The sequence below is a fragment of the Spirillospora sp. NPDC052242 genome (assembly GCF_040679555.1).
Taxonomy (GTDB): Bacteria; Actinomycetota; Actinomycetes; order Streptosporangiales; family Streptosporangiaceae; genus Spirillospora.
This window is the reverse complement of sequence record NZ_JBFAUZ010000020.1, coordinates 18,720-33,008: the sequence shown is the minus strand read 5'-3', so window position 1 is coordinate 33,008 and position 14,289 is coordinate 18,720. Positions and strand designations below refer to the sequence as shown.

At 73.9% G+C, this 14,289-nt stretch carries 12 protein-coding genes and 3 tRNA genes; 11 read left to right on the top strand and 4 right to left on the bottom strand.

All coding sequences use genetic code 11. From position 1 onward, the window contains the following. The first annotated feature begins 11 nt into the window (after window positions 1-11). Both AB0L25_RS17935 and AB0L25_RS17930 read left to right on the top strand, forming a co-directional pair. A complete protein-coding gene (locus AB0L25_RS17935) occupies window positions 12-1,001 on the top strand; it encodes an NAD(P)H-dependent glycerol-3-phosphate dehydrogenase (protein WP_500173563.1) in 990 nt (329 codons plus the stop codon). Between the two features lie 78 nt (window positions 1,002-1,079). Continuing rightward, window positions 1,080-2,198, top strand: coding sequence for a D-alanine--D-alanine ligase family protein (locus AB0L25_RS17930; protein WP_500173349.1), 1,119 nt, complete (start codon window positions 1,080-1,082; stop codon window positions 2,196-2,198). 9 nt (window positions 2,199-2,207) lie between these two features. On the opposite strand, the gene AB0L25_RS17925 is transcribed toward AB0L25_RS17930, so the two are convergent. After that, window positions 2,208-4,127 (bottom strand): beta-propeller domain-containing protein, encoded by a 1,920-nt coding sequence (locus AB0L25_RS17925; RefSeq protein ID WP_500173347.1) that lies wholly within the window; start codon window positions 4,125-4,127, stop codon window positions 2,208-2,210. Window positions 4,128-4,260: 133 nt separating this feature from the next. Between AB0L25_RS17925 and AB0L25_RS17920 the strand changes: the two genes are divergently transcribed. From AB0L25_RS17920 to AB0L25_RS17900, 5 genes are all read left to right on the top strand, one after another. Beyond that, window positions 4,261-5,643 carry a protein kinase domain-containing protein gene (locus AB0L25_RS17920; RefSeq protein ID WP_500173345.1) on the top strand — a complete coding sequence of 461 codons (1,383 nt, stop codon included), beginning with the start codon at window positions 4,261-4,263 and terminating at the stop codon, window positions 5,641-5,643. A 228-nt stretch (window positions 5,644-5,871) separates the two neighbouring features. After that, window positions 5,872-5,945 (top strand) — tRNA-Leu (locus tag AB0L25_RS17915). Between the two features lie 5 nt (window positions 5,946-5,950). Next, a tRNA-Leu gene (locus AB0L25_RS17910) sits at window positions 5,951-6,023 on the top strand. A 39-nt stretch (window positions 6,024-6,062) separates the two neighbouring features. Next, window positions 6,063-6,145: transfer RNA gene (locus AB0L25_RS17905), tRNA-Tyr, on the top strand. A gap of 50 nt (window positions 6,146-6,195) precedes the next feature. Then, window positions 6,196-6,777, top strand: coding sequence for a TetR/AcrR family transcriptional regulator (locus AB0L25_RS17900; protein WP_500173343.1), 582 nt, complete (start codon window positions 6,196-6,198; stop codon window positions 6,775-6,777). Window positions 6,778-6,819: 42 nt separating this feature from the next. Here AB0L25_RS17900 and AB0L25_RS17895 read toward each other — a convergent pair whose 3' ends face one another. Next, complete coding sequence (locus AB0L25_RS17895) at window positions 6,820-7,284, bottom strand: DUF3515 domain-containing protein (RefSeq protein ID WP_500173340.1); 465 nt, start codon at window positions 7,282-7,284, stop codon at window positions 6,820-6,822. Window positions 7,285-7,302: 18 nt separating this feature from the next. After that, window positions 7,303-7,536: an Lrp/AsnC ligand binding domain-containing protein gene (locus tag AB0L25_RS17890; RefSeq protein ID WP_192761073.1), complete on the bottom strand. Its 234-nt coding sequence runs from the start codon at window positions 7,534-7,536 to the stop codon at window positions 7,303-7,305. 116 nt (window positions 7,537-7,652) lie between these two features. Between AB0L25_RS17890 and AB0L25_RS17885 the strand changes: the two genes are divergently transcribed. The 3 genes from AB0L25_RS17885 (at window position 7,653) to thiD (ending at window position 10,441) form a co-directional block, all read left to right on the top strand. Next, the gene (locus AB0L25_RS17885; RefSeq protein ID WP_500173338.1) at window positions 7,653-8,573 is read left to right on the top strand and encodes a thiamine-phosphate kinase; all 921 of its coding nucleotides are present in this window, start codon (window positions 7,653-7,655) and stop codon (window positions 8,571-8,573) included. A 101-nt stretch (window positions 8,574-8,674) separates the two neighbouring features. Further along, window positions 8,675-9,565, top strand: a complete 891-nt coding sequence (locus AB0L25_RS17880; RefSeq protein ID WP_500173336.1) for a cellulose binding domain-containing protein — start codon at window positions 8,675-8,677, stop codon at window positions 9,563-9,565. Between the two features lie 60 nt (window positions 9,566-9,625). Then, window positions 9,626-10,441 (top strand): bifunctional hydroxymethylpyrimidine kinase/phosphomethylpyrimidine kinase, encoded by an 816-nt coding sequence (gene thiD, locus AB0L25_RS17875; protein WP_500173334.1) that lies wholly within the window; start codon window positions 9,626-9,628, stop codon window positions 10,439-10,441. Between the two features lie 136 nt (window positions 10,442-10,577). Here the strand turns inward: thiD and rpmB are convergent, their stop codons facing one another. Beyond that, entirely contained in the window at window positions 10,578-10,772 is a 195-nt protein-coding gene (gene rpmB, locus AB0L25_RS17870; RefSeq protein ID WP_500173332.1) for a 50S ribosomal protein L28, read from the bottom strand. Window positions 10,773-10,981: 209 nt separating this feature from the next. Here rpmB and AB0L25_RS17865 point away from each other — a divergent pair, with 209 nt between their 5' ends. After that, window positions 10,982-14,191, top strand: a complete 3,210-nt coding sequence (locus AB0L25_RS17865) for a helicase-related protein (protein ID WP_500173329.1) — start codon at window positions 10,982-10,984, stop codon at window positions 14,189-14,191. Window positions 14,192-14,289: the final 98 nt, after the last annotated feature.

The following is a 14,289-nucleotide window of genomic DNA, read 5'->3' as shown; positions in this document are numbered from 1 at the left end:
AGACCGCGGTGATGGGCGCGGGCTCCTGGGGCACGACGTTCGGCAAGCTGCTGCACGACGCGGGCGGCGAGGTGGTCCTGTGGGGCCGCCGCCCCGGCGTCGTCGAGGCGATCAACGACCGGCACGAGAACACCGACTACCTGCCGGGCATCGCGCTGCCCGAGGGGATGCGCGCGACGCTCGACCCCGCCGAGGCCCTGCGCGGCGCCGACTTCGTCGCGCTGGCCGTCCCCGCCCAGACGCTCCGGGCGAACCTCGCCGCGTGGGTGCCGTACCTGCCGCCCGGCGCCGTCATGGTGAGCCTGATGAAGGGCGTGGAGGACGGCACGACGCTGCGGATGTCGGAGGTCGTGCGGGAGGTCGCGGACGTGCCGCAGGAGCGGGTCGCGGTGTTCTGCGGCCCGAACCTGGCGCGCGAGATCGCGAGCGGCGAGCCCGGCGCTGCCGTCGCGGCCTGCGCGGACGAGGACGCCGCCCGCCGCCTCCAGGCGGCGACGATGACCCCGTACTTCCGCGTGTACACGTCCACGGACGTCATCGGCTGCGAGCTGGGCGGCGCGGTGAAGAACATCGTGGCGCTGTGCGTCGGGATGTCGGTCGGGCTCGGGTTCGGCGCCAGCACGCAGGCGGTGCTGATGACCCGCGGCCTCGCCGAGATCACCCGGCTCGGGGTGGCGATGGGCGCGGACGAGCACACCTTCGCGGGCCTCGCCGGGATGGGCGACCTCGTCGGGACCTGCATGTCGCCGCTGTCGCGCAACCGGACGTTCGGGGAGAACCTCGGCCGGGGGATGACGCTGGAGCAGGTCATCTCGGTGACGAAGCAGACCGCCGAGGGCGTCAAGTCGGCGGAGGCGGTGATGGAACTGGCCCGCAAGCACAGCGTGGAGATGCCGATCGCGGAGGCGGTCACGGCCGTCCTGCACCACGGCGTGCCGATCAAGGAGGCCGCCGTGGCGCTGATCTCCCGGTCCCCGAAGGCGGAGCGTTATGGCGTGTGACCTGCGGCGGGCGTCCCGGCGGGCGGGCCCGGGGCGCTCGTGGCCGACCCCGGCCCGGCAGCGGTAGGGTCGGGGATCATGTCCCATTCCAAGATCCGCGTGGCCGTCGTGTTCGGCGGGCGCAGCAGCGAGCACGCGATCTCCTGCGTCACCGCCGGAGCCGTGATGGCCGCGATCGACCGGGACCGCTACGAGGTGGTGCCGATCGGCATCGCCCGTGACGGCCGCTGGGTGCTGGCGTCCGGCGACCAGCGGCTCGCGATCGAGGACGGCGTGCTGCCCGAGGTGGACGGCCGCGGCACCGCCCTCGCGCTCCCGTTCGACCCCGCCGGCCGCGGCCTGCTCGCCGTCGCCCCGGGCGAGGTCCCCGCCACGCTCGGTGAGGTCGACGTCGTCCTGCCGCTGCTGCACGGCCCCTTCGGCGAGGACGGCACCATCCAGGGCATGCTCGACCTCGCGGGCATCCGCTACGTCGGCGCCGGGGTGCTGGCCAGCGCGGTCGGCATGGACAAGGGGTTCATGAAGCTCGTCTGGCAGGCGCAGGGCCTGCCCGTCGGCCCGTACGTGCTGGTCGGCGACCGGGAGTGGCGCCGCGAGCGCAAGCGCAAGATCGACGAGATCAAGGAGCTCGGCCTGGACGCGGGCCGCGCCGTGTTCGTCAAGCCCGCGCGGGCCGGGTCGAGCATGGGCATCAGCCGCGTCACGTCCGAGGACGCCCTGGAGGCGGCGGTCGAGGCGGCCCGCGAGCACGACCCGAAGGTCATCGTGGAGGCCGCGATCGAGGGCCGCGAGATCGAGTGCGGCGTGCTGCAGGGCCTGGGCGACGGCCCGGCCGAGGCGAGCCTGCCCGCCGAGGTGCTGACGTCCGGCGACAGCGACTTCTACGACTTCGAGACGAAGTACCTCGACGGCGCCACCACGATGGCGATCCCGCCCGACCTGCCGGCCGCGGCCGTCGAGGAGGTGCGGCGCATCGCCGTCCAGGCGTTCGAGGCGCTCGACTGCGAGGGCCTCGCCCGCGTCGACTTCTTCCACACGCCGGACGGCCGCTGGATCCTCAACGAGATCAACACGATGCCGGGCATGACGCCCACGTCGGCGTTCCCGCAGATGTGGGCCGCGACCGGCCTGGACTACCCGGCCGTGGTCGACCGGCTCATCCAGACCGCCGTCGCCCGCTCCACCGGCCTGCGCTGACCCGACCCCCTACCCGTAGGGGAGCCAGGCCCGGTCGGCGAGGGTCGCGGCGTCGGACGCGCGGGCGCCCGCGTCCGAGAACGTCCACAGCGTGCCGCCGATGACGGCCGACCGGCGGATGGACGCGTCCGGATGCCGGACGGCGCCCGCCTTCGCGACGCCGTCCCGGGTCACCGTCAGGACGAGCGCCTCGTTCGTCCCGCCGCCGGGCTCGTCCACCGGCAGGACGGTGAGGCCGGTGCGGGCCCAGTGCAGGAAGGCGTGGGGGTCGAACTCGGCGGCCGAGGTCGCGCCCGGGACCCGGTACGCGGCGATCCGTCTCGGCTGCCCGGTGACGTCGAACAGCGACACCTGCAGGCCCTCGACGCGGCCGGACGCGTCCGCGTCCTGCCCGACGCCGAGGAGCCGTCCGTCCGCCACGGGGTGCAGGTAGGCGGAGTAGCCGGTGATCTTCAGTTCGCCGGTGACGCGGGGACGGCGCGGGTCCGACAGGTCGAGCATGTACAGCGGATCGGTGCGGCGGAAGGTCACCACGTAGGCGGTGGGGCCGGTGTAGCGGACCGCGTAGATGCGCTCGGTCTTTCCGAGGCCGCCGACGAAGCCGATCCGCTCCAGGCGGGGGCCGCGCTGCCGCAGGACGTGGAGCGAACTGCTCGACTTGCGCGCGTCCCCGGGCAGGGACGTCGTCGCGATGCGGAGATTTCCGTCATGCTCGGACATCGCGTACTGGTTCAGGAGGTGTCCGGACACCGACCCGGACGCTGCGAACTCCGGGCGCCCGCCCGGCCGCAGCGTGAGCTTGTGGACGTCCGTGCGCTCGGCCGTCGCGGACCGCTCGGCGTACGGGCGCGGCGGCATGCCCGTGATGTACAGGTTCTCGCCGTTGCCGTAGACGGTGGAGCCGTCGACCGCGATGCCGATCGGGCGCGGGTCGGCGAGGCCGTCCGCCAGATCGAGGGTCAGCACGCTCAGCATCGAGGCGCTGCCGCTGTAGGCGGCCGGGCGGCTGACCCGGTCGCATGGGGCCTGGAACTCGGCCTTCGCGCCGCCTGCGCGGTCGATCCGGAACGTCGGCAGCCATGCGTTCAGGGGCGCCCGCAGCACCGCCCGCCGGTCGGCCTCGATGGCCGCCTTCTCGGCTTCCTCCTCCGCTTCGTCCCGTCCCGCCGGGGCGGCGGGGAGGCGGCGTTCGGGGAAGTCGATCCGCGGCGCCGACTTCACGACGAGGTGGACCGTCCCGCCGGTCTGCCGCGCGTCCACGTACTCGGTGTCGGACGTCAGCGTGGCGACGACGCGCGGGGCGGCGGAGACGTCCACGAGCGTCAGCCGTGTCCGCGGCGACGGGGGAGCGGGCGGGGGCGGGGACGGGCGCCGCGGCGAGCCGTCGTCCGGCAACTGCGCCCGGCCCTTGAACGCCACGAGCGTGCGCCGGGACTCCAGGACCAGGACGCGGTCGCCGTCCATGAGGAGCCGCCGGTCGGCGCCCCGGGCCGCCCCCGGCAGGTCCAGCGTGTGGGCGACCTTCCGGGCGGCCGGGTCGATGACGTGCAGGTCGCCGTCGCCGAGCGCGACGATGCGGCGGCCGTCGGTCTTCACGAGGTCGGGCTCGTCCGCGCCGCGCTCGTGCGCGTTCGTCCGGGAGTGCTCCGGGACGGCCGCCGCCTTCCCCGCGGCACCCGGCGCGGCGGGCGCGGACCGGCGCATGTCGAGCGCCGACGAGTCCGGAGCGGACGTCCCGTCCGGGCCCACCTGTGCGGCGGTCGCCCGCCGCAGGCCGTCCAGGAGCCGCTCGCAGGTGCGGTAGCCGACCAGGGCCATCGGCGGCGGGGGCACCGGCTCCGGGGCGTCCTCCGCCCGCAGGGCGCAGCCGCCCGCCACCGCCACCGACGCGGCGGCCATCGCGACCGCCGGGACCGTACGTGCGCGCATTCGCGTGAGACGCGGGCGGGCCGCGTCCGGTTCCCGCCGAAGCGAGACCCGGCCGAGATCGTTCGTCGCGTCGAGGGACGTCCGGATGTGCCACGCTTAGGGCGTCCGTCCCGACCTGGAGGAGAACGCACCCGTGTGGCATGCCGAGACACCGGATCGCATCGGCCCGTACCGGGTGATGGACCGGCTCGGCGAAGGCGGGATGGGCACCGTCTACGCCGGCACGGACGCCTCCGGCCGCAAGGTCGCGATCAAGGTCATCCGGCGCGAGTACGCCGCCGACCCGCAGTACCGGGCCCGGTTCGAGTCCGAGGTGCGGGCCGCCCAGCGCGTCCGCCCGTTCTGCACCGCGCCCGTCCTGGACGCCGACCCGCGCGCCGACCCCCCGTACCTCGTGACCGAGTTCGTCAACGGGCAGAGCCTCGACGCCGCCGTCGCCGAGAACGGGTCGCTGCGCGGCGCCGACCTCGAGGCCGTCGCGGTCGGCATCGCCACCGCGCTGACCGCCATCCACGACGCCGGCGTCGTCCACCGCGACCTCAAGCCCGCGAACGTCCTGCTGTCCACCTTCGGGCCCCGCGTCATCGACTTCGGCATCGCCCGCTCCCTCGACGGGACGCGGCTGACCGCGACCGGCGGCATCGTCGGCACCCCCGCGTTCATGGCCCCCGAACAGCTCGACGGGCGCGGCGCGTCCCCCGCCTCGGACGTCTGGGCCTGGGGCGCCACCGTCGCGTTCGCCGCCCGCGGCGACACCTGCTTCGCGGGCGACTCCCTCCCGGCGATCATCCACCGGATCATGAGCGCCGAACCGGACCTGAGCGGGCTCGACGGCTCGCTCTTGCACACCGTGCGCCGCACCCTCGCGAAGGACCCGGCGCACCGGCCGTCCGCCCAGGAACTCCTCGACGGCCTCATCTCCAGCGGCGTCCGCACGCCGCAGCCGCAGCCGCAGCCGAGCACGAGCCCGCCCGCGCCGCGCCCTGCCCCGTCCGTGTCGGCGTCGGGGCCGTCCGCGTACCCGGGGCCCGCGCTCGCCGACGGCGAGGCCGAGGCGCTCGTCGAGCGGCAGTACCGGCAGGCCGCGCAGGCCGGCGACCCGGCGGCGATGCGCAACCTCGCCGCGCTGCTCGGCCGCCAGGGCCGCACCGCCGAGGCCGAGTCGTGGAACCGGTACGCCGACGCCGTCGCGACCCGCCCGTCCTACGGCCCGCCGCCGCGCCACCACGCACCGGCGGCCCCGCACGCCGCCCCCACCACGAACCCGCACGTGAAGCCGCCGCTCAACAGCTACGCGATCTACGCCCTCACGTTCGGGCTCGTCGGCCTCGTGACGTGCGGCCTCCCGTCCATCCCGGCGATCGTCGCCGGGCACCTCGCCTGGGGGCGCGTGCGCCGCTCCGGCGAACGCGGCCTCGGCCTCGCCCTCACCGGCATCGCCCTCGGCTGGGTCATGGTCGCGTTCTGGCTGATCCTCCTCATCGGCATACTGGCGCCTCCGGCCGACGGGGCGTGAATAAACCGGTTGTGCGCCCGCCGCGGCGGATGGCACCGTAGATCACGTCAGCCCGTCGAAGACGGTGACGCGAGACCCCGAGAGGAGGACCGGCCATGGCACTGACGCTGTATCGACTTGGCAGCCGACTGCCCTCGGCGTCGCACGCCCGCCCCGGCCGGTATCCCGCCTCCTAAGGCCTTCCCCCCGGCCGAGCCGCCGCGAGCGACGCCTCCTCGCCCGACACGAGCGGCTCTACCCCAACCGGCAGAGGGACCACTTTCAGGAAGTGGACGTTCCGGGTTCGAATCCCGGGAGCCGCACGCACGCCTCCGTAGTCCAACGGTAGAGACGGCAGCATGAGGTGCTGTGTGCTGGGGGTTCGAATCCCTCCGGGGGCACGACGCGGACCGCGTCCTTCGGGACGCCGGCCCGCACGAGGGGCGGCGCCGACGCCGGAGAGTCGGGCCTGCCTGTAAAGCAGGTGCCTCGCGCTGAGTGGGTTCGACTCCCACCCGCCCCACCGAGCCGCCCGTGTTGCGGCGCGTCCGGTCCTGGACTATGTCTAGACGGGTGTCCGGGGAACAGGTGACGATCGAGGCCACGCGGCGGCGGCTCACGGAGCGGCAGGCCGAGACGGTGCGGCGGCTGACCGACGCCGCCGTCGACGAGCTGCGCGAGAGCGGCTACGACGGGCTGACCGTCCGCAACGTCGCCCGCCGCGCCGGGGTCGCGCCCGCGACCGCCTACACCTACTTCGCCTCCAAGAACCACCTGATCACCGAGGTGTTCTGGCGGCGGCTCGGCGCTCTGCCGCCGGTCCGGGCGGACGGCCCGCTGCGCGCGCGGGTGATCGAGGTGCTGCGGGAGATCGCGCTGCTGGTGTCGGACGAGCCGGAGCTGGCGGCGGCCTGCACGACGGCGATGCTCGGCACCGACCCGGACGTCCGCGAACTGCGGGCCCGCATCGGCGTCGCGATCCGCGGGCGGCTCACGGCCGCGCTGCGCGAGCACGCAGACGAGCGGACGCTCGGCGCGCTGGAGCTCGCCTACTCCGGCGCGCTGCTGCACGCGGGCATGGGGTACACGTCGTACTCCCGCATGGCCGACCGGCTCGCCGAGATGGCCGAGCTGATCCTGCCCGACCCCGAGTGAGGCGGCGGGGCGGGTGCGGCGGCGGGGCCGAGGCGGGGCCGGTCAGATCTGGCCTTCGGGCTTCTCCGGGATCGTGGCCTTGATCGCCGGGGAGAGCTCGATGAGGACGTCGCCCGCCGGGTGGTACTCCGGCGGGACCGTCACCTCGACGTACGCCTGCCGGGCCACCGCCGTGTAAGTGACCGGCGGGTCACTGGGGGTGGGGTACCAGTTGATCCCGTTGATCGTGACGAGCTGCGACTCCGGCCGCAGCGTCGCCGGGCGCGGGACGCCGCAGCGCAGGCCGATCGGGGGCGAGCCCCACGCCGCCGTCAACGCGGTCTCCGGCGCGGTGTCGCGCCGGTCCTGCCCGTGCAGCTTCTCCGGCAGCCGCAGCCCCTCGCAGAGCCGCCGCGCCGCCGCGTCCGGCTCCGGCGGCGCGACCTGCACCGCTCCGTCGCCGCACGCCACGGCCAGGGCCGCCACCAAGGCGAGGACCGTCGCCGGCGCCCCCCGACGCTTCACCATCGACCGCTTGCTCTCCCGTCAGATGTGCACGATCGGGCAGGTCAGCGTCCGGGTGATCCCCTCGACGGTCTGGATCTGCGCGACGACGAGCTTGCCGAGTTCGTCCACGTTGTTCGCCTCCGCCCGGACGATCACGTCGTAGGGGCCGGTGACGTCCTCCGCGCGCGTGACGCCCGTCATGCCGGAGATATGGCCCGCCACCTCGGCGGCCTTGCCGACTTCGGTCTGGATGAGGATGTAGGCCTGCACCATCACGTCCTCCCCGGGCGGAGAAAATGCCGTCGGACGGTTCACCGTATCGCGTTACCCGCTCCGGCGGGCGGTCGGGGCGGTACGAACCGGCGACCGCGCGGTGAAAACATGGACGGATGGCGACGATCGGGGAGCTGGGCGAGTTCGGGCTGATCGAACGGCTGACGGCGCGGCTGCCGCGGGGGCCGCGGGTGCCGCTCGGGCCGGGGGACGACGCGGCGGTGATCGCGGCGCCGGACGGGCGGGTGGTCGCGACGACCGACCTGCTCGTCGAGGGCCGGCACTTCCGCCGCGACTGGTCGGGCCCCTACGACATCGGCCGCAAGGCCGCCGCGCAGAACCTCGCGGACGTCGCCGCCATGGGCGCCCGGCCCACCGCGCTGCTCATCGGGTTCGCCGCGCCGACCGGCACCGAGGCGGACTGGGCGGACGGCCTGTACGCGGGCCTCGCCGACGAGTGCGAGGCCGCGGGGGCGTCCGTCGCCGGGGGAGACGTCGTGGCGGCGCCCGAGATCACGCTGGCGGTGACCGCGCTCGGCGACCTCGGGGGCGGCGCGCCGCTCACCCGGGCCGGGGCGCGTCCCGGCGACGTCGTGGCCGTCCGGGGCCGGCTGGGCTTCGCGTCGGCGGGCCTGGAGCTGCTCACCGCCGGACGGGACGGCCCCGCGGAGCTGCTCGCGGCCCACCGGCGCCCGGAGCCGCCCTACGACGCCGGGCCGCAGGCGCGGGAGCTGGGCGCGACCGCCCTGCTGGACGTCAGCGACGGGCTGCTGCAGGACCTCGGGCACATCGCGGCGGCCAGCGGGGTCCGGATCGACGTGGAGTCCGCGGCGGTCCCCGTGGCGGCCGTCCTCGGTCCCGGCGGGCTGCGGCACGCGCTCACCGGTGGCGAGGACCACGCGTTCGCCGGTACGTTCCCGGCGGCGGCCGTCCTGCCGCCGTCCTGGACGCGGATCGGCGCCGTCGCGCGCGGAACGGGCGTCCGGGTCGACGGGCGCGTTCCGGAAGGCGGGGGATGGGACCATTTCCGCACGTGAACGGAGCTTTAACCGGAATTGAGGAGTGCGGGGCGTTCATCGGTCCGGTAGGCATATTTGGTGCCGGTTTGGTATACATCCCCTGACCGACGAGGAATGGAATGGGACGACACTCCAAACCCGAGCAGCCCGAGGACGAGCCCGGAGCGAGCGCGCAGGCGCCGCCGGGCCGGTCCCTCGGTACGTCCGCCGGACCTCGCTACGACGGCTTCGCCGGCCCCACCGACGATCAGGTGTTCGTGTCCCGGCCGGGCAACCACCGGCGACCGTCCGGGCCGCCGCGCGGGCGGGGCGGCGCGCCGGACCCGAGGCCGGGCGGCCCCCATACCGGCCCCCGCGCCACCGTGCCCGACGGCACGCCCACGATGCCGCCCGGACGCGGCGGCCCGCTCCCGCCCGGCGGTCCCGTGCCGCCCGCCGGGTCCGTGGACCCCGCCCCCGGGGACCCCGACGGGCCGGACGCGTCCAAGCCGCGGCGGGTCGCCCGGTTCGTCGGCTCGCTGCCGTTCCCGCTGATGCCGATCGTCGCGCTCGTGATCGCCGTCGGCATCGTGTCGTACGCGCTGAGCACGCAGCAGATCTCGCTCAACTTCGCGGGCGGGGCGCCCAAGAACCCGCAGGCGACGGCCAACGACAGCCAGGTGCTCCAGCACGGTCCCGGGCAACGCGCCGACACCGGCGGACGGCCTGACGGGCTCGTCGTCGCGTTCAACGTGGCGTCCAAGAACGCGGAGGGGTTCCGGGCGACCGCCACCATCGCCAACCAGGGGGAGCGGCCGGTCGCCGAGTGGGCCCTCGCCTTCACGATCCCGAACGCCGTGGTCGCCGAGGTGCAGGGCGCCACGGTCGCCGAGGTCGGGCGGGTCACGAAGGTGCACGGGACCACCGCGATCCCCGCGGGCGACGCCGTGAAGATCGTCTTCACCGCGAGCGGCACGCCCGCGAAGCCGACCTACTGCGTCCTCAACGAGCTGGAGTGCGCGCTCGCCTGAACCGCCCGCCCCCGGACCGGGGGCGATCCGTAACGGGACGATCCGCAATAAGGTGGACGCATGCCCCACGATGCGCCCGCTCCCCAGGCCCCGCCGCTCGTCCTCACCATCGCCGGTTCCGACTCCGGCGGCGGCGCCGGCATCCAGGCGGACCTCAAGACCATGCTCGCCCTCGGCGTGCACGGCATGAGCGTGATCGCCGCCGTCACCGCGCAGAACTCCCTCGGCGTCCAGGGCTACTGGGAGCTGCCCGTGGAGGCCGTCCGCGCCCAGCTCGACTCCGTGCTGTCCGACATCGGGGTGCACGCCCTCAAGACCGGGATGCTCGCCTCGACCGCGCTCGTCGAGACGGTCGCCGAGGCCCTCGCGGCGTCCGACGCGCCCTCCGTGGTCGACCCGGTCGGGGTGTCCAAGCACGGGGACTCGCTGCTCGCGCCCGAGGCCGTCGACGCCGTCCGCGGGGCGCTGCTGCCCGCCGCGACCGTCGTCACCCCGAACCTGTTCGAGGTCGAGCAGCTCACGGGCGTCAAGGTGGTGGACGAGTCGGGGATGCGCGAGGCCGCCGAGGCCGTCAAGGCGCTCGGCCCGCGGTGGGTGCTGGTGAAGGGCGGCCACCTGCCCGGCGAGCCCGCCGACCTGCTGTTCGACGGGGAGCGCGAGCACCGCTTCGCCGCCCCCCGGCACGACAACCGGCACACCCACGGGACGGGATGCACGCTCGCGTCCGCGATCGCCTCGCACCTGGCGCTGGGCGCGGACGTCCCGACGGCCGTCGCGCGCGCCAAGGAGTACGTGACGGGCGCCATCGCCGCGGGCTTCCCCCTCGGCGGCGGCATCGGCCCGGTCGATCACGCCTGGATGCAGCGCGCCCGGTAGCGGCGCGCCGGGCGGCAAGGCCGGTCGGCGGCCGCCGGGCCGGAGGTCTTCCGGACATGCGAAAAGTCGGCTCCTCGGACGCTTCCGATGAGCCGACTCGCCGCTGAGCCCGGCCGCGCGGGCCGGACGCCCGCGGTCAGACCGTGGGCTTGATGATCTTGCCGGCCTTGATGCAGGACGTGCAGGCGTTGATCCGCTTCGTGCCGCCGTTCACGACGGCGCGCACGCGCTGGATGTTGGGGTTCCAGCGGCGCGGGGTGCGGCGGTGCGAGTGGGAGACGCGCATGCCGAAACCGGGTCCCTTGCCGCAGACGTCGCAAACGGAAGCCACGGGAAACTCCAAGTGGGTGTCGATGCTCTAACCGGAGCGCCGCCCGTCGCCGTAGGGGGCGAACCGGACATCATCGGCGCTCACGAGGGAACGCCTGGACGAGGCGCATGGATCAGAGTAGCCCACCGCGCCCGCGTTGAGCGAATCGGCCTGCGCCGATGCGGGGCGACGCCTGATTCACGTCACCGGTATGGGCTACAAAGGACGGCGTGGCGAATCTCGACGAGCCGTTGCGGAAGGTACTCGGCGACAAGACGGCCAAGGTCCTGGAGAAGGGCCTCGACCTGCACACCGTCGGCGACCTCCTGCACCACTACCCGCGCCGGTACGCGCACCGCGGCGAGCTGACCCCGCTCAGCGGCCTGCAGGACGGCGAGCACGTCACCGTCATGGCCGAGGTCGTCAAGGTGCAGGGCCGCAGCATCACCCGCAGCCCCGGCTACGTCCTGGAGATCACCGTCACGGACGGCACCGGCCGGCTCAAGCTCAGCTTCTTCGGCCGCAAGGGCTCCTACAAGCCGGAGAAGGAGCTGTCGCCCGGCACCCGCGGCCTGTTCGCCGGCAAGATCAGCACGTACGTGCCGCGCAGCGGGCAGGTGCAGCGGCAGCTCACCCACCCGCAGTACAAGGTCGTCGCGGAGAAGACCGCCGAGCAGGCAGCGCAGGAGTGGGCCGACGAGATCATCCCGATCTACCCGTCCACCAAGGGCCTCGACATCGAGGCGATCAGCAAGTCCGTCGGCACGGTGCTGGACAACCTCGAACTGCCGACCGACCCGATGCCCGGGTCCCTGCTGCGCCGCCGCGGCCTCATCGGGCTGCGCGAGGCGTACGAGGGCATCCACCGGCCGAAGAGCTGGGACGAGCTGGGCCGTGCGAAGGCCCGCCTCAAGTGGGACGAGGCGTTCGTCGTCCAGGTCGCCCTGGCGCAGCGCCGCCGCGCCGCGGGCGCGCTCCCCGCGACGCCGCGCCCGGCCCGGCCGTCCGGCCTGCTCGCCGACTTCGACGCCCGCCTGCCCTTCGAGCTGACCGAAGGGCAGCGCGCGGTCGGCGCGGAGATCGCCGCCGACCTCGCCCGCGAGCACCCCATGCACCGCCTCCTCCAGGGCGACGTCGGCGCGGGCAAGGCGCAGCCGCTGGACGCGGGCGTGCTGACACCCCGTGGGTTCAGGCGCATGGGAGACATCCGGACGGGCGACGAGGTCATCGCCCCGAGCGGCGAGATCACGACCGTGACGGGTGTCTTCCCCCAAGGCGTCCGGGACGTTTACCGGCTCGAGTTCTCCGACGGCACGACGGTCGAATGCGATGACGAGCATCTGTGGGGTGTGAAGACCGACACGGGGTGGCAGCGGGGCGGCCCCCTCGAAGTCCTTTCCACACGACGGCTTCGGGAGGATCTTCTCCGCAAGTCCGGGGGCGGCAAGTGGTACGTCCCTTTGACCGAGCCGCCGGAGCTCGAGTGCGGAGGCGAGCGGCCGATCGATCCGTATCTCTTGGGGCTGCTGCTCGGCGACGGATGCATGAAATACGGCCGGGTGGAGATTTCCACCCGGGATCCGGAGATCGTGGACGCGGTGGAAGCACTGATGCCGGTCGGGTGTCGCATACGGCAGAAGACGGGTCGTCCGCTCGACTGGCTGATCCTCGGTGAGCGCCGTGGCGGGGGAAACCCGCTGCTCGCCGCTCTGCGCGAACTCGGGGTGTACGGGACGGGTGCGCACGACAAGTTCGTCCCGTCCGCCTACTTGGAAGCGCCGACGAAGGAACGGCATGCGCTTCTGCAAGGGCTCCTCGACACGGACGGGACTCTGCGGGCGGAAGGCAGGGACGTCAGCTTCCTGTCTGCGTCCCGGGCATTGGCCGATGCCGTTGCCTGGCTGGTTCGTTCGCTCGGTGGGTATGCGCGCTGCCGGCAGATCTCCAAAGCAGGGGGTCTTTACTGGACGACCAGCATCTCCTTGCCCAACGCCTTCGCCCCCTTCAGGCTTTCCCGCAAAGCAGAAAGACTGAAGCCGCGTTCCAAGTATGAGCGCAGGCGGAAGGGCATACGCGCGATCGAGTACGTCGGCCGCAAGGAGGTCCAATGCATCTCCGTGGCCCATCCTGATCGTCTCTACGTCACCGATGGCTGGACGCCCACCCACAACACGATCGTGGCGCTGCGCGGGATGTTGCAGGTGGTGGACGGGGGCGGGCAGGCGGCGCTGCTGGCGCCGACCGAGGTCCTCGCGCAGCAGCACCACCGGTCGATCACCGGGATGCTGGGGGAGCTGGCGCGCGCCGGGCAGCTCGACGGGGCCGAGAACGCGACCCGGGTGGCGCTGCTGACCGGGTCGCTGGGTGCGAAGGCCCGCAAGGAGGCGATGCTGGACGCGGCGTCCGGCGCGGCGGGCATTGTCGTCGGGACGCACGCGCTGCTCCAGGAGTCGGTGCAGTTCGCCGACCTCGGGCTGGTGGTGGTGGACGAGCAGCACCGGTTCGGCGTCGAGCAGCGCGACGCGCTCCGCGAGAAGACCGCCGGGGGACGGCCGCACGTGCTGGTCATGACGGCGACGCCGATCCCGCGGACGGTCGCGATGACCGTGTTCGGCGATCTGGAGACGTCCGTCCTGGGGCAGCTCCCGGCGGGCCGCTCGCAGATCCAGACCGTCGTGGTGCCGCCGGAGAAGCCCGCGTTCCTCGCGCGGACGTGGGAGCGCATCAAGGAGGAGGCGGGGCAGGGCCGGCAGATCTACATCGTGTGCCCGCGCATCGGCGAGCAGGAGGGCGACGAGGGCGACGCGTACGGGTCCGAGGAGGGGCGCCGGTCCCCGCTCGGGATCATGGAGCTGCTGCCGAAGCTGGAGGAGCTCCTCGCCGGGCTGCGCATCGGCGTCCTGCACGGGAAGCTGCCGCCCGACGAGAAGGACGCGGTGATGCGCCGGTTCACCGACCGGGAGCTGGACGTCCTGCTCGCCACCACGGTCATCGAGGTCGGCGTCGACGTGCCCAACGCGACCGTGATGGTGATCATGGACGCGGACCGGTTCGGCGTGTCGCAGCTGCACCAGCTGCGCGGCCGGGTCGGCCGGGGGTCCCTGCACGGGCTGTGCCTCCTGGTCACCGACGCCGAGCCGGGGTCGAAGGCCCGCGAGCGGCTCGACGCGGTGGCGTCCACGACCGACGGGTTCGAGCTGTCGCGCCTCGACCTGGAGCAGCGCCGGGAGGGCGACGTCCTCGGCGCCGCGCAGGCGGGCCGCGCGTCCAGCCTGCGGCTGCTCACCCTCCAGCGGGACGAGGACGTCATCCGCGACGCCCGCGAGGAGGCGACCGCGCTCGTCGCGGCCGACCCCGAGCTGGCGGACCACCCAAGCCTGGCGGCCGAGCTGGCGTCCCTCCTGGACGAGGAGCGCGCCGACTTCCTCGAGAAGGGCTGACCGCCCGGGGGACGGCCCGATTGCGGGCCTGACGCCCGAAGTGACCGCCGGTCACGCAGAACGCACGGCTCGTCACCTGCGTCCAACTTTATGGCGGA

What these genes read in the sequence shown, in the direction of transcription:
- AB0L25_RS17880 (WP_500173336.1), top strand. Translation starts at nt 8,675, where the DNA reads ATGGGACGACACTCCAAACCCGAGCAGCCCGAGGACGAGCCCGGAGCG.
- thiD (WP_500173334.1), top strand. Translation starts at nt 9,626, where the DNA reads ATGCCCCACGATGCGCCCGCTCCCCAGGCCCCGCCGCTCGTCCTCACC.
- AB0L25_RS17890 (WP_192761073.1), bottom strand. Translation starts at nt 7,536, where the DNA reads ATGGTGCAGGCCTACATCCTCATCCAGACCGAAGTCGGCAAGGCCGCC.
- AB0L25_RS17935 (WP_500173563.1), top strand. Translation starts at nt 12, where the DNA reads ATGGGCGCGGGCTCCTGGGGCACGACGTTCGGCAAGCTGCTGCACGAC.
- AB0L25_RS17885 (WP_500173338.1), top strand. Translation starts at nt 7,653, where the DNA reads ATGGCGACGATCGGGGAGCTGGGCGAGTTCGGGCTGATCGAACGGCTG.
- AB0L25_RS17930 (WP_500173349.1), top strand. Translation starts at nt 1,080, where the DNA reads ATGTCCCATTCCAAGATCCGCGTGGCCGTCGTGTTCGGCGGGCGCAGC.
- AB0L25_RS17925 (WP_500173347.1), bottom strand. Translation starts at nt 4,127, where the DNA reads ATGCGCGCACGTACGGTCCCGGCGGTCGCGATGGCCGCCGCGTCGGTG.
- AB0L25_RS17895 (WP_500173340.1), bottom strand. Translation starts at nt 7,284, where the DNA reads ATGGTGAAGCGTCGGGGGGCGCCGGCGACGGTCCTCGCCTTGGTGGCG.